General features: G+C 65.5%; 25 protein-coding genes and 2 tRNA genes. 18 read left to right on the top strand and 9 right to left on the bottom strand.

The window, feature by feature from the left end; all coding sequences use genetic code 11:
- The first annotated feature begins 331 nt into the window (after positions 1 to 331).
- The 6 genes from rnr (at position 332) to DPV79_RS30805 (ending at position 7,540) form a co-directional block, all read left to right on the top strand.
- On the top strand, positions 332 to 2,821 hold the full coding sequence (gene rnr, locus DPV79_RS30830; RefSeq protein WP_059484518.1) for a ribonuclease R: 2,490 nt from the start codon (positions 332 to 334) through the stop codon (positions 2,819 to 2,821).
- 149 nt (positions 2,822 to 2,970) lie between these two features.
- Positions 2,971 to 3,714: a 23S rRNA (guanosine(2251)-2'-O)-methyltransferase RlmB gene (rlmB, locus tag DPV79_RS30825; RefSeq protein ID WP_021161555.1), complete on the top strand. Its 744-nt coding sequence runs from the start codon at positions 2,971 to 2,973 to the stop codon at positions 3,712 to 3,714.
- A 97-nt stretch (positions 3,715 to 3,811) separates the two neighbouring features.
- Positions 3,812 to 4,669, top strand: a complete 858-nt coding sequence (locus DPV79_RS30820) for an N-acetylmuramoyl-L-alanine amidase (RefSeq protein ID WP_059552076.1) — start codon at positions 3,812 to 3,814, stop codon at positions 4,667 to 4,669.
- Between the two features lie 91 nt (positions 4,670 to 4,760).
- A complete protein-coding gene (rpiA, locus tag DPV79_RS30815) occupies positions 4,761 to 5,456 on the top strand; it encodes a ribose-5-phosphate isomerase RpiA (protein WP_027787641.1) in 696 nt (231 codons plus the stop codon).
- 279 nt (positions 5,457 to 5,735) lie between these two features.
- On the top strand, positions 5,736 to 6,452 hold the full coding sequence (locus DPV79_RS30810) for a FadR/GntR family transcriptional regulator (protein WP_021161556.1): 717 nt from the start codon (positions 5,736 to 5,738) through the stop codon (positions 6,450 to 6,452).
- Between the two features lie 101 nt (positions 6,453 to 6,553).
- Positions 6,554 to 7,540, top strand: a complete 987-nt coding sequence (locus DPV79_RS30805; RefSeq protein ID WP_113047243.1) for a Gfo/Idh/MocA family protein — start codon at positions 6,554 to 6,556, stop codon at positions 7,538 to 7,540.
- Positions 7,541 to 7,592: 52 nt separating this feature from the next.
- Here the strand turns inward: DPV79_RS30805 and DPV79_RS30800 are convergent, their stop codons facing one another.
- The 7 genes from DPV79_RS30800 to DPV79_RS30770 form a co-directional block, all read right to left on the bottom strand.
- Positions 7,593 to 8,285 (bottom strand): amino acid ABC transporter permease, encoded by a 693-nt coding sequence (locus DPV79_RS30800; protein WP_039358850.1) that lies wholly within the window; start codon positions 8,283 to 8,285, stop codon positions 7,593 to 7,595.
- A gap of 122 nt (positions 8,286 to 8,407) precedes the next feature.
- Positions 8,408 to 9,202 (bottom strand): cystine ABC transporter substrate-binding protein, encoded by a 795-nt coding sequence (locus DPV79_RS30795; protein WP_048020692.1) that lies wholly within the window; start codon positions 9,200 to 9,202, stop codon positions 8,408 to 8,410.
- Positions 9,203 to 9,303: 101 nt separating this feature from the next.
- Complete coding sequence (locus DPV79_RS30790) at positions 9,304 to 10,341, bottom strand: quinone-dependent dihydroorotate dehydrogenase (RefSeq protein WP_021161559.1); 1,038 nt, start codon at positions 10,339 to 10,341, stop codon at positions 9,304 to 9,306.
- A 98-nt stretch (positions 10,342 to 10,439) separates the two neighbouring features.
- Complete coding sequence (locus DPV79_RS30785; protein WP_048020690.1) at positions 10,440 to 11,270, bottom strand: arginyltransferase; 831 nt, start codon at positions 11,268 to 11,270, stop codon at positions 10,440 to 10,442.
- 33 nt (positions 11,271 to 11,303) lie between these two features.
- A complete protein-coding gene (gene aat, locus DPV79_RS30780) occupies positions 11,304 to 12,068 on the bottom strand; it encodes a leucyl/phenylalanyl-tRNA--protein transferase (protein ID WP_113047242.1) in 765 nt (254 codons plus the stop codon).
- A gap of 11 nt (positions 12,069 to 12,079) precedes the next feature.
- Positions 12,080 to 12,625 carry an NUDIX hydrolase gene (locus DPV79_RS30775; protein WP_021161562.1) on the bottom strand — a complete coding sequence of 182 codons (546 nt, stop codon included), beginning with the start codon at positions 12,623 to 12,625 and terminating at the stop codon, positions 12,080 to 12,082.
- Between the two features lie 183 nt (positions 12,626 to 12,808).
- Positions 12,809 to 12,885: transfer RNA gene (locus DPV79_RS30770), tRNA-Met, on the bottom strand.
- Between the two features lie 197 nt (positions 12,886 to 13,082).
- Between DPV79_RS30770 and DPV79_RS30765 the strand changes: the two genes are divergently transcribed.
- From DPV79_RS30765 to DPV79_RS30755, 3 genes are read left to right on the top strand one after another with little or no spacing between them, the layout of a single operon-like run.
- On the top strand, positions 13,083 to 13,580 hold the full coding sequence (locus tag DPV79_RS30765) for a heme-degrading domain-containing protein (RefSeq protein ID WP_048020686.1): 498 nt from the start codon (positions 13,083 to 13,085) through the stop codon (positions 13,578 to 13,580).
- A 3-nt stretch (positions 13,581 to 13,583) separates the two neighbouring features.
- Complete coding sequence (locus DPV79_RS30760) at positions 13,584 to 13,922, top strand: DMT family transporter (protein ID WP_021161565.1); 339 nt, start codon at positions 13,584 to 13,586, stop codon at positions 13,920 to 13,922.
- Positions 13,923 to 13,953: 31 nt separating this feature from the next.
- Complete coding sequence (locus DPV79_RS30755) at positions 13,954 to 15,114, top strand: enoyl-CoA hydratase/isomerase family protein (protein ID WP_059861797.1); 1,161 nt, start codon at positions 13,954 to 13,956, stop codon at positions 15,112 to 15,114.
- 115 nt (positions 15,115 to 15,229) lie between these two features.
- On the opposite strand, the gene DPV79_RS30750 is transcribed toward DPV79_RS30755, so the two are convergent.
- Positions 15,230 to 15,658, bottom strand: coding sequence for a hypothetical protein (locus DPV79_RS30750; RefSeq protein WP_006484223.1), 429 nt, complete (start codon positions 15,656 to 15,658; stop codon positions 15,230 to 15,232).
- A gap of 340 nt (positions 15,659 to 15,998) precedes the next feature.
- Here DPV79_RS30750 and ssuD point away from each other — a divergent pair, with 340 nt between their 5' ends.
- The 9 genes from ssuD (at position 15,999) to DPV79_RS30705 (ending at position 22,065) form a co-directional block, all read left to right on the top strand.
- On the top strand, positions 15,999 to 17,156 hold the full coding sequence (gene ssuD / locus DPV79_RS30745) for an FMNH2-dependent alkanesulfonate monooxygenase (protein WP_059496210.1): 1,158 nt from the start codon (positions 15,999 to 16,001) through the stop codon (positions 17,154 to 17,156).
- 17 nt (positions 17,157 to 17,173) lie between these two features.
- A complete protein-coding gene (gene ssuC / locus DPV79_RS30740; RefSeq protein WP_021161567.1) occupies positions 17,174 to 17,986 on the top strand; it encodes an aliphatic sulfonate ABC transporter permease SsuC in 813 nt (270 codons plus the stop codon).
- A complete protein-coding gene (locus DPV79_RS30735) occupies positions 17,983 to 18,942 on the top strand; it encodes an ATP-binding cassette domain-containing protein (protein ID WP_059484522.1) in 960 nt (319 codons plus the stop codon). Before ssuC ends, DPV79_RS30735 begins: the two co-directional genes overlap by 4 nt.
- Before the next feature lie 57 nt (positions 18,943 to 18,999).
- Positions 19,000 to 19,215: a TOBE domain-containing protein gene (locus tag DPV79_RS30730; protein WP_113047241.1), complete on the top strand. Its 216-nt coding sequence runs from the start codon at positions 19,000 to 19,002 to the stop codon at positions 19,213 to 19,215.
- 138 nt (positions 19,216 to 19,353) lie between these two features.
- Positions 19,354 to 19,551: a hypothetical protein gene (locus DPV79_RS30725; protein ID WP_021161569.1), complete on the top strand. Its 198-nt coding sequence runs from the start codon at positions 19,354 to 19,356 to the stop codon at positions 19,549 to 19,551.
- A 55-nt stretch (positions 19,552 to 19,606) separates the two neighbouring features.
- Entirely contained in the window at positions 19,607 to 19,852 is a 246-nt protein-coding gene (locus DPV79_RS30720) for a hypothetical protein (protein ID WP_011351864.1), read from the top strand.
- A 130-nt stretch (positions 19,853 to 19,982) separates the two neighbouring features.
- On the top strand, positions 19,983 to 20,969 hold the full coding sequence (gene dusA, locus DPV79_RS30715) for a tRNA dihydrouridine(20/20a) synthase DusA (RefSeq protein WP_021161571.1): 987 nt from the start codon (positions 19,983 to 19,985) through the stop codon (positions 20,967 to 20,969).
- Between the two features lie 57 nt (positions 20,970 to 21,026).
- Positions 21,027 to 21,102: transfer RNA gene (locus DPV79_RS30710), tRNA-His, on the top strand.
- A gap of 576 nt (positions 21,103 to 21,678) precedes the next feature.
- Positions 21,679 to 22,065: a hypothetical protein gene (locus DPV79_RS30705; protein WP_133295745.1), complete on the top strand. Its 387-nt coding sequence runs from the start codon at positions 21,679 to 21,681 to the stop codon at positions 22,063 to 22,065.
- A 250-nt stretch (positions 22,066 to 22,315) separates the two neighbouring features.
- On the opposite strand, the gene DPV79_RS30700 is transcribed toward DPV79_RS30705, so the two are convergent.
- Positions 22,316 to 23,068, bottom strand: coding sequence for a VUT family protein (locus DPV79_RS30700; protein WP_244321837.1), 753 nt, complete (start codon positions 23,066 to 23,068; stop codon positions 22,316 to 22,318).
- Positions 23,069 to 23,354: the final 286 nt, after the last annotated feature.

Here is a 23,354-nt window from a genome sequence, read left to right as displayed (position 1 = left end):
CCAGGAGAGGACTCGAACCTCCACGATGTTGCCACCGCTAGGACCTGAACCTAGTGCGTCTACCAATTCCGCCACCTGGGCACGTTTTGCAGTAGCTGCTTGCTGCAAAGAAGCGAAATTATAGCGCCCCAATTAATCGTGTCAACACTTTTTTGCGATGCACTGCAAACCGGGCTCCGCCGCGCCTGCCGGCGGCATTCCCCGTCATTTGGCGACACAGGCGGGTGATAGAATGACCCGCCGCCGTCAATATAGAACTGTCTGAAGGACACCTCTATGTTGATGCCGTGCACCATCAGTCAACGCAACGAGAACAATCATCGACAAACCCTTGAGCAAATATCCGTACCCCATTCCGAGCCGTGAAGAGATTCTCGGCGTGCTGCGTACGAGCGACGCGCCGCTGGCCGCCAACGACATCGCCGAAGCACTGTCGATCAAGCGTCAGGAGCGCGAGGGGTTCTTCCGGCGTGTCGCCGCGATGGAGCGCGACGGCCAGATCCGCCTCGACAAGCGCGGCCACTACCAGTTGACCCATCCGTCGAACTTCGTCGCCGGGCGCGTGCAAGGGCATCGCGACGGCTACGGGTTCGTGATCCGCGACGACGGCCAGGACGACCTGTTCCTGCCGAACGGCGAAATGCAGAAGGTGATGCACAACGATCGCGTGCTCGCGCGGATCGTCGGCTACGATCGCCGCGGCCGCCCGGAAGGGCACGTCGTCGAAGTCACCGAGCGCGCGAACAAGCGCGTGATCGGCCGCCTGCTCAACGAGAACGGCGCGCTGATCGTCGCACCGGAAGACAAGCGCATCGGCCATGACATCCTGATCACGCAGAACGTGAAGAAGGCGAAGGTCGGGCAGGTCGTCGTCGTCGAGCTGACCGATTTCCCGAGCCGCCATTCGCAGCCGCTCGGCCGTGTCGTCGAGGTGCTCGGCGACATCGACGATCCGGGCATGGAAATCGAAATCGCGGTGCGCAAGTACGGCGTGCCGCACGAATTCAGCCAGCCGGCGCTCGACGAAGCCGCCGCGCTGCCCGACAAGGTGCGGCCGACCGACCTGCGTTTCCGCGTCGACCTGCGCGACGTGCCGCTCGTGACGATCGACGGCGAGGACGCACGCGACTTCGACGATGCCGTCTACTGCGAGCCGGTGAAGGTCGGCCGCGGCGACGGCTACCGGCTGATCGTCGCGATCGCCGACGTGTCGCATTACGTACAGCCTGGGAGCGCGCTCGATGCCGACGCGCTCGAGCGCAGCACGTCGGTCTACTTCCCGCGCCGCGTGATTCCGATGCTGCCGGAGAAGCTGTCGAACGGCCTGTGCTCGTTGAATCCGCAGGTCGACCGTTGCGTGCTCGCGTGCGACATGGTGATCACCGGGCGCGGCGAGATCAAGGCGTACCAGTTCTACCCGGCCGTCATCCATTCGGCTGCGCGCCTCACGTACACCGAAGTCGCGGCCGTGCTGTCGAACACGAAGGGGCCGGAGGCCGCGCGCCGCGCGGACCTGCTGCCGCACCTGCAGGATCTGTACGGCGTCTACAAGTCGCTGTTCGCCGCGCGGCAGAAGCGCGGCGCGATCGACTTCGACACGACCGAGACCTACATCGTCTGCAACTCGCAGGGCAAGATCGAGCAGATCGTGCCGCGCCAGCGTAACGACGCGCACAAGCTGATCGAGGAATGCATGCTGGCCGCAAACGTCTGCGCGGCCGATTTCCTGAAGCGCAACAAGCATCCGGGCCTGTACCGCGTGCACGCGGGGCCGACGCCGGAGAAGCTCGAGAACCTGCGTGCGTTCCTGCGCGGCATGGGCCTGTCGCTCGGCGGCGGTGACAAGCCGCATGCGAGCGACTACGCGGCGCTGATGGCGCAGATCCGCGACCGGCCCGATGCACAGATGCTGCAGCCGATGCTGCTGCGCTCGATGCAGCAGGCCGTCTACAGCCCGGACAACATCGGTCACTTCGGCCTGGCCTACGAGGCGTACGCGCACTTCACGAGCCCGATCCGCCGTTATCCGGACCTGCTCACGCATCGCGCGATCTACGCGATCCTGTCCGGCAAGAAATACGTGCCGAAGGCACCGGACGGCTTCGAGCTGAACACCGCGCTGTCGCCTCGCGCCCGTGCGATGCAGCAGGCCGACGACGAAACGCGCGGCCGCTCGCGCTCGAATACGGCGATCTGGGAAGAACTCGGCCTGCACTGCTCGGCGAACGAGCGCCGCGCGGACGAAGCGTCGCGCGACGTCGAGGCCTGGCTCAAGTGCTACTTCATGCGCGACAAGCTCGGCGAGGAGTACGGCGGGATGGTGAACGGCGTCACGTCGTTCGGCATCTTCGTGCAGCTCGACACGCTTTTCATCGAAGGGCTCGTGCACGTCACCGAACTCGGCTCGGACTACTTCCAGTACGACGAAATCAAGAACGAGCTGCGCGGCGAACGGACGGGCATCCGCTATCGTCTGTCGGATCGCGTGCGCGTACAGGTGAGCCGTGTCGATCTCGACGCGCGCAAGATCGACTTCCGCCTCGTGCGCGATACGCCGGTGAAGGCGCCGCGTCCGTCGCCCGCGCCGGCTTCGGCTGGCGGCGGTATCGACCGTAACGGCCCGCGTGTCCGTGCTCTGCCGCAGGCGGAAGAACCCGCGCCGCGCCGCAAGAAGGCCGCGAGCGCGCCGAGCGTCGCGGTGAAGGACGCGCGCGCCGCGCGTGCCGCCGCGAAGAAGAAGGGCGGTAGTGCCGGCAACGGCGGCGGCGGTGCGGCGGCGAAGCCGACCGCGAAGAAGACCCGCGCCCGCAAGAAGTATTGAGCGTTCGGGGCGGCGCCATGCGCACGCCCTGCAGTATCGAGAGACGCCGCGTTACCGGTCATCGGCCGGCAACGCGGCGCTTTCCTTTTCCATGGATCGCGGCTGCGCGCGTCGCGCGGCCGCACGTTTGATCGAAGGTTGTTCCAGTCATGTCACGTCTGAAGGTTCTTTACGGTTTTCATGCGGTGACCGCACGTTTGCGGCACGATGCATCGACGGTTGCGGAGGTGCTGTACGACCAGACGCGCCGCGACCGCCGCATGCAGGACTTCCTGCACGCCGCGAAGGAAGCGGGCGTGCGGCTGATCGCGGCCGATGAAACGCGTCTGTGGGGCCTCGCACATACCGAGCGCCACCAGGGCGTCGTCGCGCGTGTCGAGGACATCCCGCTCGCGCAGAACCTGTCCGAACTGCTCGACGGCATCCAGGGCCCCGCGCTGCTGCTGGTGCTCGACGGCGTCACCGATCCGCACAACCTCGGCGCATGCCTGCGTGTCGCCGATTCGGCCGGTGCGCACGCGGTGATCGCGCCGCGCGACCGTGCGGTCGGCCTGAACGCGACCGCCGCCAAGGTGGCGAGCGGCGCGGCCGATACGGTGCCGTACATCACGGTGACGAACCTCGCCCGTGCGCTGCGCGAGCTGAAGGACGCCGGCGTGTGGGTCATCGGCACGTCGGACGAAGCCTCGGCAACGCTCTACGAAACGAAGCTCGACGGCCCCGTCGCGCTCGTGATGGGCGCGGAAGGCGAAGGCATGCGCCGGCTCACGCGCGACACCTGCGACGAAGTGATGAGCATTCCGATGGCCGGCAGCGTCGAAAGCCTGAACGTGTCGGTCGCAAGCGGCGTGTGCCTGTACGAAGCCGTGCGCCAGCGGCGCGTGAAGGGCTGACGCAGCCCGTCCCGCGCGGCTTGCGCGGGCCTCGAATGACCCGAACGACGCGTGCCGCGATCCGGTGCGGCACGCGGCCCTCCGGAGCGCGCGACCGATGACCCTGTTCCGCATAGGCGCATCCTGCGCCGTGCTGTGCCTGCTGGCTGCCTGCACGTCGCCGACGCTCGTCGAACGCGGCACCTACTATGCCGACACGAGCCTGCACGCGCGCGGTGCCGATTCCCGGATCCGCTTTCTCGTGATGCATTACACCGAAAGCGACGAGGCGAAATCGCTGCGCACGCTGACGGGCGATTCGGTCAGCGTGCATTACGTGATCCCGCCTCAGCCGCGCATCGAGCGCGGGCTGCCCGTCGTCTACCAGCTTGTTCCGGAATCGGAGCGCGCATGGCACGCGGGCGTCAGCGAGTGGCAGGGCACGACCGAGCTGAACGCGGTGTCGATCGGCATCGAGAACGTGAACCGCGGCCCGCTCGATCCGCAGAACCGCACCTGGCAGCCGTATCCGCCCGAGCAGGTCGCCGCACTGACCCGGCTGTCGAAGGACATCGTCGCGCGATACGCGATTCCGCCGACGCGCGTGGTCGGGCACAGCGACATCGCGCCACAACGCAAGATCGATCCGGGGCCGCTGTTCCCATGGCATGCGTTGGCGCAGGCCGGTGTCGGTGCGTGGCCGGACGCCGCGACCGTGGCGGCGCGGCTCGCCGGTCGGGATCCGCATGCGCCGGTCGACGTGCGCGAACTGCAGCTCAAGCTCGCGCGCTACGGCTACGACGTGGCGACCGACGGCGTGCTCGACGAACGTACGCGACGCGTGTTCGCGGCGTTTCAGATGCATTTCAGGCCGGCCGACTACGCGGGTAATCCGGACGCCGAAACCGATGCGATCGCGCAGGCGTTGCTCGACAAGTACTTCGCCGGCACGCAACCCGCGGCAGATGAGCCCTGAACCCGCGGCGCACCGCACGCCGAAAAACGCGGGCCGTCATCCGACTCCGGTAAACTGGCGGTTTTCCGCAATCCCGCAGCTTTACCACTCCATGACTCAAGACGAACTCAAACGCCTCGTCGGCCAGGCCGCCGCCGACTACGTGATCCAGAACGTGCCGGAAGGTGCCGTGATCGGCGTCGGCACCGGCTCGACCGCCAACTGCTTCATCGACGCGCTCGCCGTCGTCAAGGCGCGCTATCGCGGCGCCGTGTCGAGCTCCGTCGCCACGACCGAACGCCTGAAATCGCACGGCATCAAGGTGTTCGACCTGAACGAGGTCGACTCGCTGCAGGTGTACGTCGATGGCGCCGACGAGATCGACGCGGGCGGCGCGATGATCAAGGGCGGCGGCGGTGCGCTCACGCGCGAGAAGATCGTCGCATCGGTGGCCGACACGTTCGTCTGCATCGCTGACGCCAGCAAGCGCGTGCCGGTGCTCGGCGCGTTCCCGCTGCCGATCGAAGTCGTGCCGATGGCACGCACGGCGATCGGCCGGCGCGTGACCGCACTCGGCGGCGTGCCCGTGCTGCGCGTGACGAAGGACGGTGCGCCGTACATCACCGACAACGGTAACGAGATCATCGACGTGAAGGGGCTGCAGATCGCCGACCCGCGCGGCTTCGAAGCGCAGGTGAACGCATGGCCGGGCGTCGTGACGGTCGGCCTGTTCGCCGAGCGCGGCGCGAATCTGTGCTTGCTCGGCACGGAAAACGGCGTTGAAACGATCGTTTATTCGGCTAATTGAAAGATATGGAAAGCAGTCCGTAACGGTATGCCATGTACCGTAATGAACTGAATGTTTAAATCTTGTGGAATTCGGGGCCCGGTAGGCGCAATGCGCTTCCCGGGCCTTATTTTTAGCCGTATAAATCACCCCGTCAAAAAGAGGGATAACCCTGTCAGGTGTTTACCAGATAGCGAAATGTCCTCGAACTCATCAACTTATAGATCATAAGAACAGTCGTAACCAGGGCCGGCGGAACTGCGGAGCAGGTGTTCGCAAATCGACGCACGGGGAGGTGTCATGGAGCAGGGCAAAGACCGGTCACTGGTCGCCAAAGTGATGGATGGGCTTGTCTCGGGTATCGTCGAAGACAAGTACGGCGGCATCTTGCCGCCGCAGGACGTGCTGTCGAAAGAGTTCGATGTGAGTCGCACCGTGATGCGGGAAGCGTTGTCGATGTTGCTTGCGCGCGACATGCTCGACGTGCGTCCGAAAGTCGGCACGCGCGTGCGTCCGATGCGCGACTGGCGCATGATCGACGAAGACGTGGTGAGCTGGCGCTTCCGGGCGAAACCCGATCCGCAGTTCATGCGCGACGTCATCGAATTCCGGATGCTGATCGAACCGCGCGCGACCGCGCAGGCGGCAGTGCGCGCAACGGCGGCGGACATCGCGGGCATCCGTGAAGCGTTCGATGCGTTCAAGGTGCTGCAGCCGGGCGACCCCGGCTACGACACGGCGGACGAGTTGCTGCACACGCGGATCGTTCAGGCGAGCGGTAACCAGTTCTTCCAGCAGATGGCGGCGATCGTACGCGGCGCGGTGCGCCTCGTGAATCCGCGTGTCGTGCAGAAGGAGGGCGCGCACGACGTCGTGGTGAAGGCGCATGCGCGTGTGGTCGACGCAATCGAGCGGCGCGACCCGCGCGAAGCCGAAGCCGCTTCGCTCGCGCTGATCGATTTCAGCGCCGACGAGATCTCGCGCGATTTCTCCGTCGACGTGCCCATGCGCGCCTGACGCGGCGCGTTTCGCTCATCCGTGTGCCGCCGGGCCGTTTATCATGACGTCCGGCCGGCAGCGTGCCGGCCATCGTCATACGACCGACACGGAAGATCTGGATGAACGACAACGACCATCGCCCGGTGCGCTTCGGCATCATCGGCGCAGGCAGCATTGCGCGCCGCTTCGCGCAAAGCCTCGCACATGTGCCGGGCGCCACGCTCGCCGGTGCCTGGGCCCGCCGCGCAGACGCCGCGGCAGCCTTTTGCGGCGCGCACGGCGGTTCGCCTGCCGCAAGCCTCGAAGCACTCCTCGCGAGCGATATCGACGCGGTCTACATCGCGACGCTCCATGACAGTCACGCGCAGTACACGCTGGCCGCGCTTGCCGCCGGCAAGGCCGTGCTGTGCGAAAAACCCGCGACGCTGAACGCGGCGCAGCTCGACACCGTGCTGCAAGCGGCACGCGACGCCGGGCGGCTTTTCATGGAGGCGATGAAGCCGCCGTTCTTCCCGCTGTACCGCCAGTTGCGCGCGCACCTGCAGGACGATCCGATCGGCGAGATCCGGCTCGTACGGGCAGGGTGCGCGTCGTCGTCGGTACCCGGCGACCATTCCGTCTATCGCCTCGATCGCGCGGGCGGTGCGCTGCTCGATATCGGGATCTACGAGACCTTTCTCGCGGTCGACTGGCTCGGTGCGGCGCTCGACGTACAGACGCTCGGCCGCGTCGGCTCGACGGGTGTCGACCTGTTCGCGAGCCTGAACAGCGTGCATGCGCACGGCGGGATCGCACAACTTTTTTGCGGGCTCGACGTGATGGGGCGTGGCGACGCGCTGATTGCCGCAGCCGGCGGCCACGTGACGATTCACGAGAAGTGGTGGAACCCGGTGCGCGCGACGATCCGCTATGCGGACGGGCGCACCGTCGAACTCGACGCACCGGCTGAAGGCGGCGGATTGAACTACGAGACCGCGCACTTCTGCGACCTGCTGCGCGCAGGCAAGACCGAAAGCCCGATCATGACGCACGATCATTCGCGGCAGATGATCGCGATGACCGATGCCGCGCGAGCGGCGCTCGGCGTGCGCTATTCGGGCGAGTAAGCGGGAAGGAAGGCGCCGGGCGCGCGCGGGCGGCCCGGCGAACGGCCGGTGCTCAGTGCCGCGTCGGCAGCGACAGGCGTTTTTCGTACCAGCGCTGCACCCATTCGAGGACCTGGCACAGGATCCAGTACACGGCCGCGGCGGCGAGATAAAGCGGCAGCGGCTGATAGGTCGCCGCGATCACTTCTTGCGCACTGCGCAGCAGTTCGGTCACGGTGATCACGGACACGAGCGACGTGTCCTTGATCAGGCTGATCAGGCTGTTCGACAGGCTCGGCACCGCGATGCGCAGCGCCTGCGGACCGATCACGTAGCGCAGCGTTTGCCCCCACGACAGCCCGAGGCTGTACGCGGCGAGCCATTGGCCGCGCGCGATCCCGTTGATCGCGCCGCGCATGCTTTCCGACATGTACGCCGCGACGTTCGCGGACAGCGCGATGACGCCGGCGGGCGTCGGGTCGAGCGAGATGCCGAGGCTCGGCAGCCCGTAATAGATGACGAAGATCTGCACGAGCAGCGGCGTGCCGCGCATCAGGCTCACGTACGCCCGCGCCAGCCACGCGAGCGCGTTGACCCAGATGCGTTCGAAGCCGTCGAGCGCTTCGCTTTGCCGGATGCCCATCATCGCGAGCACGACGGCGCCAAGCAGGCCGAACACCATCGACAGCACGGCGAACTTGACGGTCAGCACGGCACCCTGGGCGAGCACCGGCAGCGATTGGACGAGCAGGGACGTTGTCGACATGGAATACGAATCGAATGCGTGCGCGAAAGCGCAATCATAAACCGGACGAACAAAACAAAGGGCGGCATCGTTACGGATGCCGCCCTTTCCGGCCCGCCGTCCGGCGGGAAATGCAGGCGTGCTTACTTGATCGGTTTCGTCACGTCGATGCCGAACCATTTGTCGGAGATCTTCGTGAACGTGCCGTCGGCCTCAAGTTGCGCCATCGCGTCGTCGATCGCCTTCTGGAACTTCGGATTGCCCTTCTTGAACGGGATGCCCGACGGGTTCGCCGAGCCGACGTTCGCGCCCGGGCGCAGCGGCAGTTGCGAATTCTTCGTCAGGTACGCGAGCATCAGGCGGTCGTTGAGCGCGGCGTCGAGTCGGCCGGCCGCGAGATCGCGCAGGTACTCGGGCGCGCCCGGGTACGTCTTCACGTCGATGCCGGGCACCGACTTCGCCATGTCCATGTAGTTCGTGCCGAGCGCGACGCCGAGCTTCTTGCCCTTCAGGTCATCCAGCGACTTGAACTCGCGCGTGTCGTCCTTGCGCTGGATCAGCTGCGCGGACGAAAACGTGTAAGGCGGCGAGAAGTCGAGCGTTTCCTTGCGCTTGTCGGTGATGCCGACCTGGTTGGAGATCACGTCGAACTTGCCGGCCTGCAGACCCGCAATGATGCCGCTCCATTCGGTCGTCACGAATTCCGCCTTCACGCCGAGCTTCGCGGCCACGGCTTTCGCGATGTCGACGTCGAAGCCGACGAGTTCGCCTTGCGGGTTCTTCGAGTTGAACGGCGGGAACGTGCCTTCGAGGCCGACCCGCAGCGTGCCGCGTTGTTTCACCTGGTCGAGGAGGTCGGCCGCATGCGCGGTGGCGGCAGCGAGCGACGTGCCGATCAGGCCGGCAACCAGCAGCTTCTTCAGCAGCGCAATCTTCATCGTGTGTTTCCTTGCCCTGTCCGGGTCATTGATTCTGGTAACGAGGGCCGATGATAGCAAAAATGCAATCGACCTCTAAATACCGTTTGTTTATGCCTATATTACGCGGTGCGTTCGCGGGCGACGGCCTTCACGCATTCCGCGACGAGCGCGGGGCCGCGGTAAATGAAGCCGGTATAGAGCTGTACGAGCGCTGCGCCGGCCGCGAGCTTCGCACGGGCGTCCTCGCCCGAGAAAATGCCGCCGACGCCGATGATGGGCACTTCGCTGCCGACTTCCGCGTGCAGCTTGCGGATCACTTCGTTCGACGCGTCGAACACGGGGCGGCCCGACAGGCCGCCGGCTTCGTCCGCATGCGGCAGGCCCTGGACGGCCGCGCGCGACAGCGTCGTGTTGGTGGCGATCACTGCCTCGATCTTGTGGCGCAGCAGCGTGTCGCCGATTTCCTTGACCTGCTCGTCGTCGAGATCGGGCGCGATCTTCAGCGCGAGCGGCACGAGCTTGCCGTGCAGGTCGGCGAGGCGCTGCTGCTTGTCCTTCAGCGCCGCGAGCAGCGCGTCGAGCTCGCCCGCGCCCTGCAGCTGGCGCAGGTTCTTCGTGTTCGGCGACGAGATGTTGATCGTTACGTAGCTCGCGAACGGGTACACGCGCTCGAGGCAGTACAGGTAATCCTCTGCGGCGCGCTCGATCGGCGTATCGGCGTTCTTGCCGATGTTCAGGCCGAGGATGCCCCGATAGCGGGCAGCCTGGACGTTCTTCACAAACTGGTCGACACCGTGATTGTTGAAGCCCATCCGGTTGATCAGTGCCTCGGCCTGCGGCAGGCGGAACATCCGCGGGCGCGGGTTGCCGGGCTGCGGACGCGGCGTGACCGTACCGACCTCGATGAAGCCGAAGCCGAGTGCCGCAAGGCCGTCGATGGCCGCGCCGTCCTTGTCGAGGCCTGCCGCGAGGCCGACCGGGTTGCGGAACGTGAGCCCCATCACGGTGCGCGGCGCGTCGGGCACGCGGGCCGACAGCGCGCAGGCAAGGCCCGTGCGGCCGGCCGCGCCGAGCGCGCGCAGCGTGAGGTGGTGAGCGTCTTCCGCATCCATCTTGAACAGGGATGCGCGGGCCAGCGGATAAAGGGAACTGAACACGGGAATAGGGCGGACAGCCGGAATGGATGACAACCCGCTATTTTACCGGGAGTTGAGCGGCAGGGGCGCGCTTCGCGTCCTCGCCCCCGCAGCGCGTGTCAGCCCGAGCCGGAATGTCCGCCCGGCAATGGCGCGCGGGCCAGTGCCGCGTCGACGGGCGGCAGGTCGATCCGATCCGGATCGAGTATCTTCCAGCGGCCGTCGATCAGCCCTTCGAGCGGGTGGAAGTTCGCCTTGTAGGCCATCTTCGGGCTCTCCCGGATCCAGTATCCGAGATACACGTAGGGCAGGCCGAGGCTCCTGGCCTGCTCGATCTGCCACAGGATGTTGTAGGTGCCGTAACTCGTGTGCTGGTCGTCGGGCTCGAAGAACGTGTAAACGGACGACAGTCCGTCGCCGAGGATGTCGATCATGCTGACCATGCGCAGCCTGCCGGGCTCGCCGCCCGGTGTGTCGAGGTCGCGGAATTCGACGAGGCGCGAATTGATCCGGCTCTGCAGCAGGAATTGCTCGTACTGGTCGCGGCTGTCGCGATCCATGCCGCCGCCCGCGTGGCGTGCGGACTGGTAGCGCATGTAGAGCGCGTAATGCTCTTCGTCGTAGTGCAGCGGCGAAACCGTCGCGACGAGCGTGCGATGCCGCTTCCACATCCGGCGCTGCGTACGCGACGGCGCGAACGCGTCGACGGGGACGCGCACCGGCACGCAGGCACGGCAGCCGTCGCAGTACGGGCGGTATGTGAAGACGCCCGAACGCCGGAAGCCGGCCTTCACGAGCTCGGTATAGATGTCGGAATTGATCAGGTGGCTCGGCGTCGCGACTTGCGAGCGCGCGACGCGGCCGTCCAGATAGCTGCACGGATAGGGCGCCGTTGCATAGAATTGCAGCGCCGAAAGCGGTGAAAGCGGCAGCTCAGTCGGATGAGTCATGGGCAGCTCTCGTTGCAGGGAGGGAGTGCCGCGCTAGCGCTCGATTCCGGAGGGAGGCGCCGTTTCGGCGCGGCCCGTCAGCGCGGCGAGCACGCGCTTGTCGAACTGCCACGGAATCGGCGGTTCGGCTACCGCGCTGCGCACGTGAGCGACAAAGGCCTTGCGTGCGATCTCGCGGCCGCCGAGCGACGCTAGATGCGACGTATTCTGCTGGCAGTCTATCATTTCCAGCCCCTGCTCGCGAAGGTGCGCGACGAGCGTGGCCAGCGCGATTTTCGATGCGTCGGTCGCGTCCGCATACATCGACTCGCCGAAAAACATCCGCCCGAACGACACGCCGTACAGGCCGCCGACGCGTCGCCCGTCGCGCCAGGTCTCGATGCTGTGCGCGTTGCCGGACCGGTAGAGCGACGTGTATGCATCGATGATCTCGGCCGTGATCCACGTGCCGCGCTGCCCGCGGCGCGGCGCCTGCGCGCAGGCGCGCATCACGCCCGGAAAGTCGTGGTCGACGCGCACTTCCCATTCGGGTTCGCGCAGCACGCGCTTCAGCGTCTTGCGCAGCGAAGGCGACACCTTGAACTCGGCCGGCACGAGGATCATGCGCGGGTCGGGGCTCCACCACAGCACGGGCTGGCCGTCCGAATACCACGGGAAGATGCCGCGCAGGTATGCGTCGATGAGGCGCGACGGCAGCAGGTCGGCGCTCGCGGCGAGCAGCCCCGGCGCGCCGGTCGCGGGGCCGAGCGCGCGTTCGATGGGCGGAAACGGATCGTCCGGGCCGAGCCAGGGGACCATGGGGCGAGGGCTCAGCCGTTGCGCAGCGAGCGGAAGATATCGCCGGTGTGCACGCCGTAGTCGCCGGCGGCGCGATCGGCGAAGAAGAATCGCAGGGTCTGGCTGACGGTCGGGAACGCGATCTCGTCCCACGGGATGTCGGCTTCGTCGAACAGCTTCACTTCGAGGCTTTCCTCGCCGGCTTCGAATCCCGGATCGGTGAGCCGCGCGAGGTAGAACAGGTGGACCTGGTGCACGTGCGGCACGTTGAGCAGCGTGAACAGGTTCTGCACCTCGACGCGCGCACCGGCTTCCTCGAGCGTTTCGCGCGCGGCGGCTTCGGCCGTCGTCTCGCCCATTTCCATGAAGCCCGCGGGCAGCGTCCAGAACCCGTAGCGCGGTTCGATCGCGCGGCGGCACAGCAGGATCTGATCGCCCCAGACCGGGACCGTTCCGACGACGTTGCGCGGATTCTGGTAGTGGATCGTGCCGCAGTGATCGCAGACGAAGCGCTCGCGGTTGTCGCCCGGAGGAATGCGCGCGATGACTTCGTGACCGCAGACGGAGCAGAATTTCATGTCGAGTGGAAGGGACGAGGTGATGCGAGTGTATCACCGGGTCGCGGCATTCTTGAACGGCTGCGCATGCCGGCCGCGTGTCGCGCGAAGCGGAAGGTGCGGATGCGCGAAGAGGGGCGGGAAATGCGACGGGAAAACAAAAAGCCCGGCACGGAGCCGGGCTTTTTGCATGAATCTGGACGTTGGTTGCGGGGGTAGGATTTGAACCTACGACCTTCGGGTTATGAGCCCGACGAGCTGCCAGACTGCTCCACCCCGCGTCCGTCGAAGGAGTGAATTATAAGGAGTTACCCGAACGGGTGCAAGCACTTTCTGACAATCGCGCGTCGTGTCTTGTAGGGACGGTACGTCGGGCGCGTGCGCTAGAATCGAACGGTTTGTTTCGCCTCTTCGCCAGCGGCGCCGTGCGCGATCGCATCGGCGCCGTTGCAACTCTCATTACTGCATCGACGGATTCATGGACATCGCTCACGATCTGCAATCGATCGGCGCGCAGGAACAGGCGCTCGTGTTTCCCCATTTCGACCCGGCCCGCGCGTGGGCGCTCGGCAACCGGATGCATGCGCTCGCGGCGTCTCGCGGCCATGCGGTCGCGCTCGACATCGTCACGTTCGGCCAGCCGCTGTTCTACGCGGCGCTCGCCGGCGCCACGCCCGACAACGCCGACTGGGTGCGCCGCAAGCGCAACGTCGTCGCGCATTTCCGCCGCAGCTCGTACGCCATCGGCCTGCGCATGCAGCAGGCGGGCGCGACGCTGGCGGACAAGCACGGGCTGCCGATCGCCGAATATTCGGCGCACGGGGGTTCGTTTCCGCTGACCGTCGCCGGCGCCGGCGTGATCGGCTCGATCACCGCGTCCGGGCTGCCGCAACGCGCGGATCACGAATTCGTCGTCGAGGTGCTGTGTGCCGAGCTCGGCCACGACTACGCCGTGCTGGCCCTCGCAAGGAGCTGAGCGATGCAGCTTCCCGGTTACGCATGGCTCGCGATCGCGATCGTCGCGGAAGTGGTCGGCACGTCCGCGCTGCGCGCGGCGGACGGCTTCACGCGCTTCTGGCCGTCGGCGCTCGTCGTCGCCGGCTACGGCATCGCGTTCTACTGCCTGTCGCTCACGTTGCGCACGATGCCCGTCGGCATCATCTATGCCGTCTGGTCGGGTGCCGGCATCGTGCTGATCACGCTCGTCGCGATGCTGCTCTATCGCCAGGTGCCGGACCTGCCGGCCGTGATCGGCCTCGGCCTGATCATCGCGGGCGTCGTCGTGCTGAACCTGTTTTCGAAGATGCAGGCGCACTGAGCGTGCGACTGCCATTTGCCGGATGGCCCTCATGACCGATTCCACCTCCACTTCCGCAGCCGGTTCCGCCGAATCCGCCCAGCCCGACGTACGCGCGTATGTCGCGAACCGCATCGGCTTTCTCGAACTGAACCGCCCGAAGGCGCTGAACGCGCTGTCGGTCGGCATGATCCGGCTGATGCAGCAGGCGCTCGACGCGTGGCGCGACGATCCCGAGGTCGTCGCGATCGTCGTGCACAGCCCGCATCCGCGCGCGTTCTGCGCGGGCGGCGACGTGCGCTTCTTCCATGACGCATGGCAGCGCGGGGACCGCGATGCGGTCGATACGTTCTTCATCGACGAATACACGCTGAACCACGCGATCTTCACCTATCCGAAGCCTTACATCGCGCTGATGCACGGCGTCGTGATGGGCGGCGGCATGGGCATTTCGCAGGCGGCGCGGCATACGGGCGGCCTGCGTGTCGTGACCGACTCGACGAAGATGGCGATGCCGGAAACGCGTATCGGCCTGTTCCCGGACGTCGGGATGAGCTGGTTCCTCGCGCGCACACCCGGCGCGATCGGCCGCTATCTCGCCGTGACCGGCGCGACGCTCGACGCTGCCGGCGCGCTGTACGCGCAGCTCGCCGACGTCTATCTGCCCGATGCCGCGCTGCCGGCGCTGCTCGACACGCTGCGCCACGCGCGCATCGACAGCGGCGCGCAGGCCGTCGCGTGCGTAGCCGAAGCGGCCGCCGCACACAAGGTCGTGCCGACGCCCGACACGTCGGCGCTGGCCGACGCGCGCGCGGGGATCGACCGGCATTTCGCGCAGCCCGACATCGGCGCGATTCTCGCGTCGCTCGACGCCGAGCAGGATTGCGCGGCCGTCGACGGATGGGTCGAGAAGGCGACTCATGCGATGCGCGAACAGTTGTCGCCGCTGTCGATGGCCGTGTCGCTCGAAGTCGTCGAACGTGCACGCGGCGCGACGATGGCCGATTGCCTGCGGCGCGATCTCGACCTCACGCGCTCGACGTTCGCGCGTGGCGACGTGATCGAAGGCGTGCGCGCGCTGATCGTCGACAAGGACCACCAGCCGGTCTGGCGTTTCAAGTCGTCCGCCGATATCGATCGTGCAGACGTGCTCGCGATGTTCGACAGCCCGTGGACACCTGACACGCATCCGCTGCGGAATCTGCAGGACTGACGTCGGGCCGACCGACGCGCGAGCCGGAAACGAAAAGGCCGCCTGCAGGTGCAGGCGGCCTTTTGCATGGATGTCGACCGCCCGGCGGCCGAAGGGCGTGGCGCTTGCGTCCGCGTTACTCGTCGCCGGCGTCGTCCGACATGAACGCGCGCATGAACACGAGCGCGCCGAAGCCCCATACCGCGTTTGCCGCGAAGCCGGCGGCGAGCACGGGCATCATGTTGCCCGACGGCCAGATCCCGCGCAGCGGATCGATCGCGAACACGCGGGCGGCCGTCAGCACGATGCCGCCGAACACCAGCGCGCCGATCCACGATGCCTCGCGTTCCGGCGAGACGCGCAGCAGCCACGCCATCGGGATCGCACAGCATGCGCTGATCAGCGCATTCGCGACAAATTCAGGAATGCCGAGCGGCGCGAACGGCTGCGTGGAGAAGCCGGTTGCGGCGATCAGGTCGGCCGTATGAAGGAGTGCGAGCGTGGCTTCGCGAAAGAACAGGGCGGCCAGGAAGCCGGACAGGAATGGCAGGATGACTTTCTGCATCGATGAGTGCACCGCAGGCGCGCACGGCCGGGGCTGTACGCGCGGAGTTATTCGGATAGGTGCGCCATTATAGGGCCCGCTCGCGGTGATATTCGCTCCAGCGTCGTGCTAATCACGAAAGCGGAAAACCTAAGCTCAAAAAAATCGTTCCAAAGCCCTGTACCGATCCCTAGACTGATTTCCCAGAAACAGCCGTGCAATCGCGTCCTCGCCCGCTGCACGGCCTGACCGGCGAACCATCCCGATTCGAACGCACACCATGCATGCGCCGCTGATCCGCGACGCGAGCAGGGCGGTGTTTTTTCAAATTCCGGCAAGGACAGTCAAGCAGGAGCAGCAGATGAATGTGTTCTGGTTTATCCCCACGCACGGCGACAGCCGTTATCTCGGTACGGCCGAAGGTGCACGCGCCGCGGATTACGATTACTTCAAGCAGGTGGCGGTTGCGGCCGACACGCTCGGCTACGAGGGCGTGCTGCTGCCGACCGGCCGTTCCTGCGAGGATGCGTGGGTCGTTGCGTCGAGCCTGATCCCGGCGACGCAGCGCCTGAAGTTCCTGGTCGCGATCCGTCCCGGTATCGCGTCGCCCGGGCTGTCGGCGCGGATGGCCGCGACGTTCGACCGTCTGTCGGGCGGCCGCCTGCTGATCAACGTCGTGACGGGCGGCGATGCCGCCGAACTCGAGGGTGACGGCCTGTTCGCCGATCACGACACGCGCTACGAAATCACCGACGACTTCCTGAACATCTGGCGCGGGCTGCTGTCCGCGTCGCACGACAACGGCGGGTTCGACTACATCGGCAAGCACCTGCAGTCGAAGGGCGGCAAGGCGCTGTATCCGCCCGTGCAGCGTCCGCATCCGCCGTTGTGGTTCGGCGGTTCGTCGCCGGCCGCGCATCAGATCGCGGCCGATCACATCGACACCTACCTGACCTGGGGCGAGCCGCCCGAGGCCGTCGCGAAGAAGATCGCCGATATTCGTGCCCGCGCGGAAGCCCGCGGCCGCAAGATCAAGTTCGGGATTCGTCTGCACGTGATCGTGCGCGAGACCGAGGACGAAGCATGGCGCGACGCGGAGCGCCTGATCAGCCGCCTCGACGACGAAACCATCGCCCGCGCGCAGAAGGCGTTCGCGAACATGGATTCGGAAGGCCAGCGCCGGATGGCCGCGCTGCACGGCGGCAAGCGCGGCGGCCGCGAGGCCCTCGAGGTGTATCCGAACCTGTGGGCCGGCGTCGGCCTCGTGCGCGGCGGCGCGGGTACCGCGCTCGTCGGCAATCCGGAGCAGGTCGCGGAGCGCATGCGCGAATACGCGGATCTCGGCATCGAAACCTTCATCCTGTCCGGTTATCCGCACCTGGAGGAGTCGTACCGTTTCGCGGAACTCGTGTTCCCGCTGATCAAGGGCAACGGCGCGGCGAAGGCGACCGGCCCGCTGTCCGGCCCGTTCGGCGAGATCGTCGGCAACAGCTATCTGCCGAAGGCAGCCCAGAGCTGAGTGACAGGAGGCCTGCGATGACAACGAAAACGTCGACGACGGGCGCGGCCCTGGCCGCCCGCGCATGGCGCGGCGTCGCGCCGTGGCTCGTGCCGCTCGCGCTGCTGGTGGCATGGGAAGTCGGCGCCCGCGTCGGCTGGCTGTCGACCCGCGTGCTGCCCGAACCCGTGGCGGTCGTGCGAGCGGCCTGGTCGCTCGTGACGTCGGGGGAAATGTGGGCGAACGTGAAAGTCAGCACATGGCGCGCACTGTTCGGTTTCGCGATCGGCGGCGGTGTCGGCCTCGCGCTGGGGCTCGCGACCGGCTTGTCGAAGGCGGCCGAGGTCGCGCTCGATTCGACGATCCAGATGATCCGCAACATCCCGGCGCTCGCGATGATTCCGCTCGTGATCCTGTGGTTCGGCATCGACGAGAAGGCGAAGCTGTTCCTCGTCGCGCTCGGGGTGTTCTTTCCGGTCTACATCAACACGTACCACGGGATCCGCTCGGTCGACGCCAACCTGATCGAGATGGCGAAGAGCTACGGCGTGCGCGGCTTTGCACTGTACCGCGACGTGATCCTGCCCGGTGCGCTGCCGTCGATTCTCGTCGGCGTGCGCTTTGCGCTCGGGCTGATGTGGGTAATGCTGATCGTCGCGGAAACGATCTCGGCGCAGTCGGGCATCGGCTACATGACGATGAATGCGCGTGAATTCCTGCAAACCGACGTGGTGGTGGTCGGCATCCTGCTGTACGCGGTGCTCGGCAAGCTGGCCGACGTGCTGGCGAAATGGCTCGAGCGTGTGACGCTGCGCTGGCACCCGGCTTATCAATCAGGAGCAAAGGCATGAATGCGACGACTTCGGCGGCCGCCTACGGCCCGCTTGCCGGCGCAGACCTCGAGGTCGAACTGGCGCAGGCGCGTGTCACGGACGGCGACGCGCGGGATGCGGCGATCCTCGACCGTGACGGCAGTGCGTCCATCGTTCCGCTCGCGCGGCGGCGGGCAGGAAGCCCGGCACCCGACGACGCGGTGACGCTGTCGGGTGTCAGCAAGCGCTTCGGCGCACGCACGGTGCTCGACGACGTCGAGCTCGGCATCGCACGCGGCAGCTTCGTCGCGATTGTCGGCCGCAGCGGCTGCGGCAAATCGACCCTGCTGCGTCTCGTCGCCGGGCTCGAGCAGCCGAGCAGCGGCGCGCTCGTGACGCGTGGCGAAGGCGGCGGCGTGCTCGACACGCGGATCATGTACCAGGATGCGCGCCTGCTGCCGTGGAAGACCGTGCTGCAGAACGTGATGCTGGGCCTCGGACGCGGCGCGCGCGACAAAGCGCGTGCGGTGCTCGACGAAGTCGGCCTGCTGGAGCGTGCGAACGACTGGCCCGCGCAACTGTCGGGCGGCCAGCGGCAGCGTGTGGCACTGGCCCGCGCGCTTGTTCACCGGCCGCAACTGCTGTTGCTCGATGAGCCGCTCGGCGCGCTCGACGCGCTGACCCGCATCGAGATGCATGCTCTGATCGAGCGGTTGTGGCGTGAGCACCGGTTCACCGCGCTGCTCGTCACGCACGACGTGCAGGAGGCCGTCGCGCTCGGCGACCGCATCCTGCTCATCGAGCAGGGGCGCGTGGCGCTGGATCAGCCGGTGCCGCTCGACCGGCCGCGCGCCCGCGCATCGGCCGCGTTTGCGGCGCTGGAGGATCGCGTGCTGAAACGCGTGCTCGCCGGCGGGCCCGGTACGGACGCGCCGGGCGAGGTGCACGAGGCAGACAACGTTCGACCGGTCGGGCAGATCCGCTGGGCCGTTTAAATCCGGGCGGCAGCGGCCGCCCGTTCTGAGATCTTTTTCTTCGGAGCGATCAACCTGATGAGCATCACTGCAATCAACGTACGTAACCAGTTCAAGGGCAAGGTGAAGGAGATCATTCGCGGATCCGTGGTCTCCGAGGTCGACGTCGAGACGCCGTTCGGCATCGTCACGTCGGTGATCACGACCCGTTCGGTCGACGAACTCGAGCTGAAGGTCGGCGCGGAAGTCGTCGCGCTCGTGAAATCGACCGAAGTATCGATCACACGCCTCTGAGCGTGTGTCCCGCGCCGGGCGGCGCCGCGGGCAACCTGCCCGTTGGCGCCGCCCGGCATTTGCGCAGCGCGTTTGCCTTGGTATTCGACGTCCGGACGAAGTGCTAGGATGGAGCGACACCGATGCCGGAGGCCACGCATGACCCCCATCCTTTCCCCCGAAGCCATCGAGGCGCTGAAGTGGATCGACCAGTTCGGCGAAAGCCGGCCGGTTCCCGCTGCGTTCGACGACGTCGTCTACGCGTTGCTGAACGAGGGGCTGATCTATCAGGCGGCGGCCGGCCGGGTCGACCTGACGGCCGATGGCAAATCCTTTTTGTCCGACGAATACGATTGAGCGCACGGCGCCGGCCGCGCGGGCGGCCTGGTGCTGCGTCGCCACGGAGCGTGCGATGGAACCGAGAGGCAGCGACCTCGGCGATTTCAGCGAGCCGTATCGCGGCTTCGAGATCGAGGTGAAGACCGAGCAGGTCTGGGACGGCGAGCATGCGCATTACCGCGTGCTGCAGGGCGATGCCGTGCGGATCGACTGGCGGCTCGTCAAGGTGGACGGGATCCTGCTGACCGAGCGACGCGTGATCGAGCGCGTGCTGGACGAGGCGCGGCGGGCGGTCGATGCGGAGCTGGGCGAGGGGTAGCGTGCATGCCGGGCAGGCCTGCCCGCTGTTGCGGTAAAATGCCCGGTTGTTTCCGCGCCGTCTGGCCTGTTGCCCGAAATCCATGTCCGTACCGTCCTCGCTTCCTCCCCGCCGCGTATCCGTCGCGCCCATGCTCGACTGGACCGATCGTCATTGCCGTTCGTTCCACCGGACGCTGACGCGCGATACGTGGCTGTATACGGAAATGATCACGACGGGCGCGCTGTTGTTCGGCGATGCCCAGCGGCATCTTGCGTTCACGCCGAACGAATCGCCGGTCGCGCTGCAGTTGGGCGGCAGCGAGCGCGACGATCTTGCGCGCGCGGCGAAGCTCGGCGAGCAGTGGGGCTACGACGAAATCAACCTGAATTGCGGATGTCCGTCCGAGCGTGTGCAGCGCGGCGCGTTCGGCGCGTGCCTGATGAACGAGCCGCAGCTCGTCGCGGACTGCGTGAAGGCGATGCGCGATGCGGTGTCGGTGCCGGTCACGGTCAAGCACCGGATCGGCGTCGACGCGGTCGAGGACTACGCATTCGTGCGCGACTTCGTCGGCACGGTGGCCGAGGCTGGTTGCGAAACGTTCGTCGTGCATGCACGCAATGCGATCCTGAAAGGGTTGTCGCCGAAAGAGAACCGTGAGATCCCGCCGCTCAAGTACGACTATGCGTATCGGTTGAAGCGCGATTTTCCTTCGCTCGAGATCGTCATCAACGGCGGCATCACGACACTCGACGAGGTTGCGCAGCATCTCGAGCATGTCGACGGCGTGATGCTCGGCCGCGAGGCGTATCACAACCCGTACGTGCTCGCGGAGGTCGATGCACGCTTCTATGGGTCGACCGCAGCGACGCCGACGCGCGAAGAGGCCGAGGCGAAGCTGATCGAATACTGCGCGGCCGAACTGAAGCGCGGCACCTACCTCGGCGCGATCGTGCGGCATGCGCTCGGACTGTATCGCGGCATGCCCGGTGCACGTGGCTGGCGTCGTGTGCTGTCGGACAACAAGAAGCTCGCACGCGGCGATCTGGCCGTGTTCGACGAGGCGCGCGCGCATCTGAACGAGGCCGAAGAAGTTTTTGAAAAAAAAGCTTTGCAAGATTCAAAAGTGTTCGTATAATCTTGTTCTTCGCTGCTGAAACACAAAAGCAGCGAAGAACAAAAAGCAGTAACAGTGGTGGCTGTAGCTCAGTTGGTAGAGTCCAGGATTGTGATTCCTGTCGTCGTGGGTTCGAGTCCCATCAGCCACCCCACAGAATGCATTAACAAAACAGGCGCTCAGGCGCCTGTTTTGCTTTGCGGGAAGGCAATCAGGCGCAATAGCGTCGATTCGAGCCTCGTCGTCTCCAGAGCGTTCTGCTCGCCAGCCAGCCATCCATCCATTTTGTACATCCAGTCGCGAACAACTCGAAGTCGTGCTTGAGCTGCATCGCTCACACGAGCGGGGGCATTCCGGCCAACGGTATCGCGATCGCGTAGACATGCCGCGTGTTGTACGGAAGGGGCGTGTCGTACTTCGTGCAGTCCAATATTGCGGTGCCGGGAATCCGAGTGAAGGAACGCCGCCGCGCCAATGCGCCGAAAGGAGCGGGCGGTCAAATTTTCGGTTGTGTTTTGCGCGCTGTTGGCGGAGCGGCGTTCTACGGTAAATTGACGGGCTCCACAGGATTTGGAATTCGAGGCTTCTCGGGGAATCCATGCGGTCAAAGAGTAAACCCGTTGCCCAGACAACGGAACGGCAAACCGATTCAAGGCCACAGATTACGGGCATGACGACTCTCAGGGTAGTGAGGGCGTCGTTTTATCTGATCGCTGGAGTCGCGCCTGCGATGCCCCTGCTGATCTTGTCGTGGCTCGTGTTTATCCTTTTTTTGCTGAATTGGACCGTGGATTGGCCTATAGCGTGGTCTTTCCTTTTTTCCAACGCAGGCGGCATCGGCTTGCTTCTCGCAACTTGCGTTTTGCCGCAAAAGGCACGGATCAAACACATTGCGGGAGTCAGCGCTCTCTTGATCTGCGGGAGCGTCGTCAGCTTCCCGTCGGCCATTGCCTCGTTTGAAAAAATCGTCGATAACCACCGAATCGGTTATCACATGCACCCGGTGGATTTTGGTGACTTTGCCCTCATCGCGTGCAACGTCGTGGCGATCGTGTATCAGCTGGAAGTGCTTGCAACGCTGCTTGCAAGACGCTTGGCCAGGGTTCCCGCCCGATAGGTTCTGATCCGCGTCATCCTCGCAACGTCATCGCGCTGTTTCCCTTTCTTGAGCAGGTGAGTCAGGCGCTGAAGCTGCCACAAGATGCGGGATGCGCGACGACCTTCATCTATCAAAACGTCGTCGCCGCTATTCGGACGGCAAGCGCATGGCGATGGGGTATGGCGCGACAGATCGGGATTGCTGCTTTTGGGCGGCCGGCCAGACGCGCATTCGAACGTAGCGAATGCCGTGAAAATCAAACCTGTCCTCAACGATCGACCACATTGCTCGCGATTCCCGCCTGAACCGATCGAGTGTTTCGAAACACCACCCACGACCACAAGGCACCGCCAGCCACCTTGGCGACGAACTGCAGCGCGGCGATCGCCGGAAACACAGCCCCGAACGCAATAAGCGGAAAGATGATGGAGTCGACAGCCGCACCCGCGACGTTCGCGCTGTTTGCGCGCGCCAGTATCGGAAAGCGGCGTGCGAGTTGAAACACGATTGCGCTCGCCACGGCTGCCGAACCGAACGCCACCAGGGACGCGACGGCGATTTCCTTGGCGGCGGGATTGAGTGCGTAACTGACGACACCGGCGGCAGCGATCAACGCAAACATTCGCGACCAAAGCGCGCGGCCTCGCCAATCGAGGTGGAGCCGGTCTCGAATCGCGAGATCGAGGCCGATCAGCAGGAACGCGATGATCGGTGTTGCAGCCGGCCCGAAATGAGCGACCATCAGGTTGGCGACGGCGACCGCTGCGATATAGATCAAGACGTACATGATTCCCCTGCGGTAAAGAGTGCGCGCTGCGTCGATTCGGAGCCGAAGTTTGCCATACATGGCCGATTGAACGGACGGGCGCTCCGCCAGGCGCAAGCCAGGTCGAACAGCGCGTGATTGACGGAAAGCCAGGGTTGAGCGCGACAGGATATCGCCACTATGCCGCCGGTATTCGTCAATCCTTTGTCGACGCGAGATTGTATGGCCGTATTCAGTCGACGTGATGTTGCGCAAGTTGCGCAATTTCCTTTTTCGACTAAGGTTCTCGCTTCCGGTGCCGTTATCTTTCCTGGACAGCCCTCGTGCCTCGAATGCTGATCCGTTTTCTTGCCTGCTCGCGTTTCGCGTGAGCAGGCTTTTTTCGTTTATGGCGGAATGAGACAGGGACTTGGCGCGAGCCGACAGCGCGCAACAGTCTTACATTGGTGTAACGTATCGACTTCCTCGTGCCCTCATGCTTGCAGGGCCGTTCGATCCCGACAACCAATGACAGTGTCGGGATTTTTTTTGTCTGGGCCTC

It is taken from the genome of Burkholderia reimsis (assembly GCF_003294055.1).
GTDB lineage: Bacteria > Pseudomonadota > Gammaproteobacteria > Burkholderiales > Burkholderiaceae > Burkholderia > Burkholderia cepacia.
This window is presented reverse-complemented; position numbering and strand designations above follow the sequence as displayed.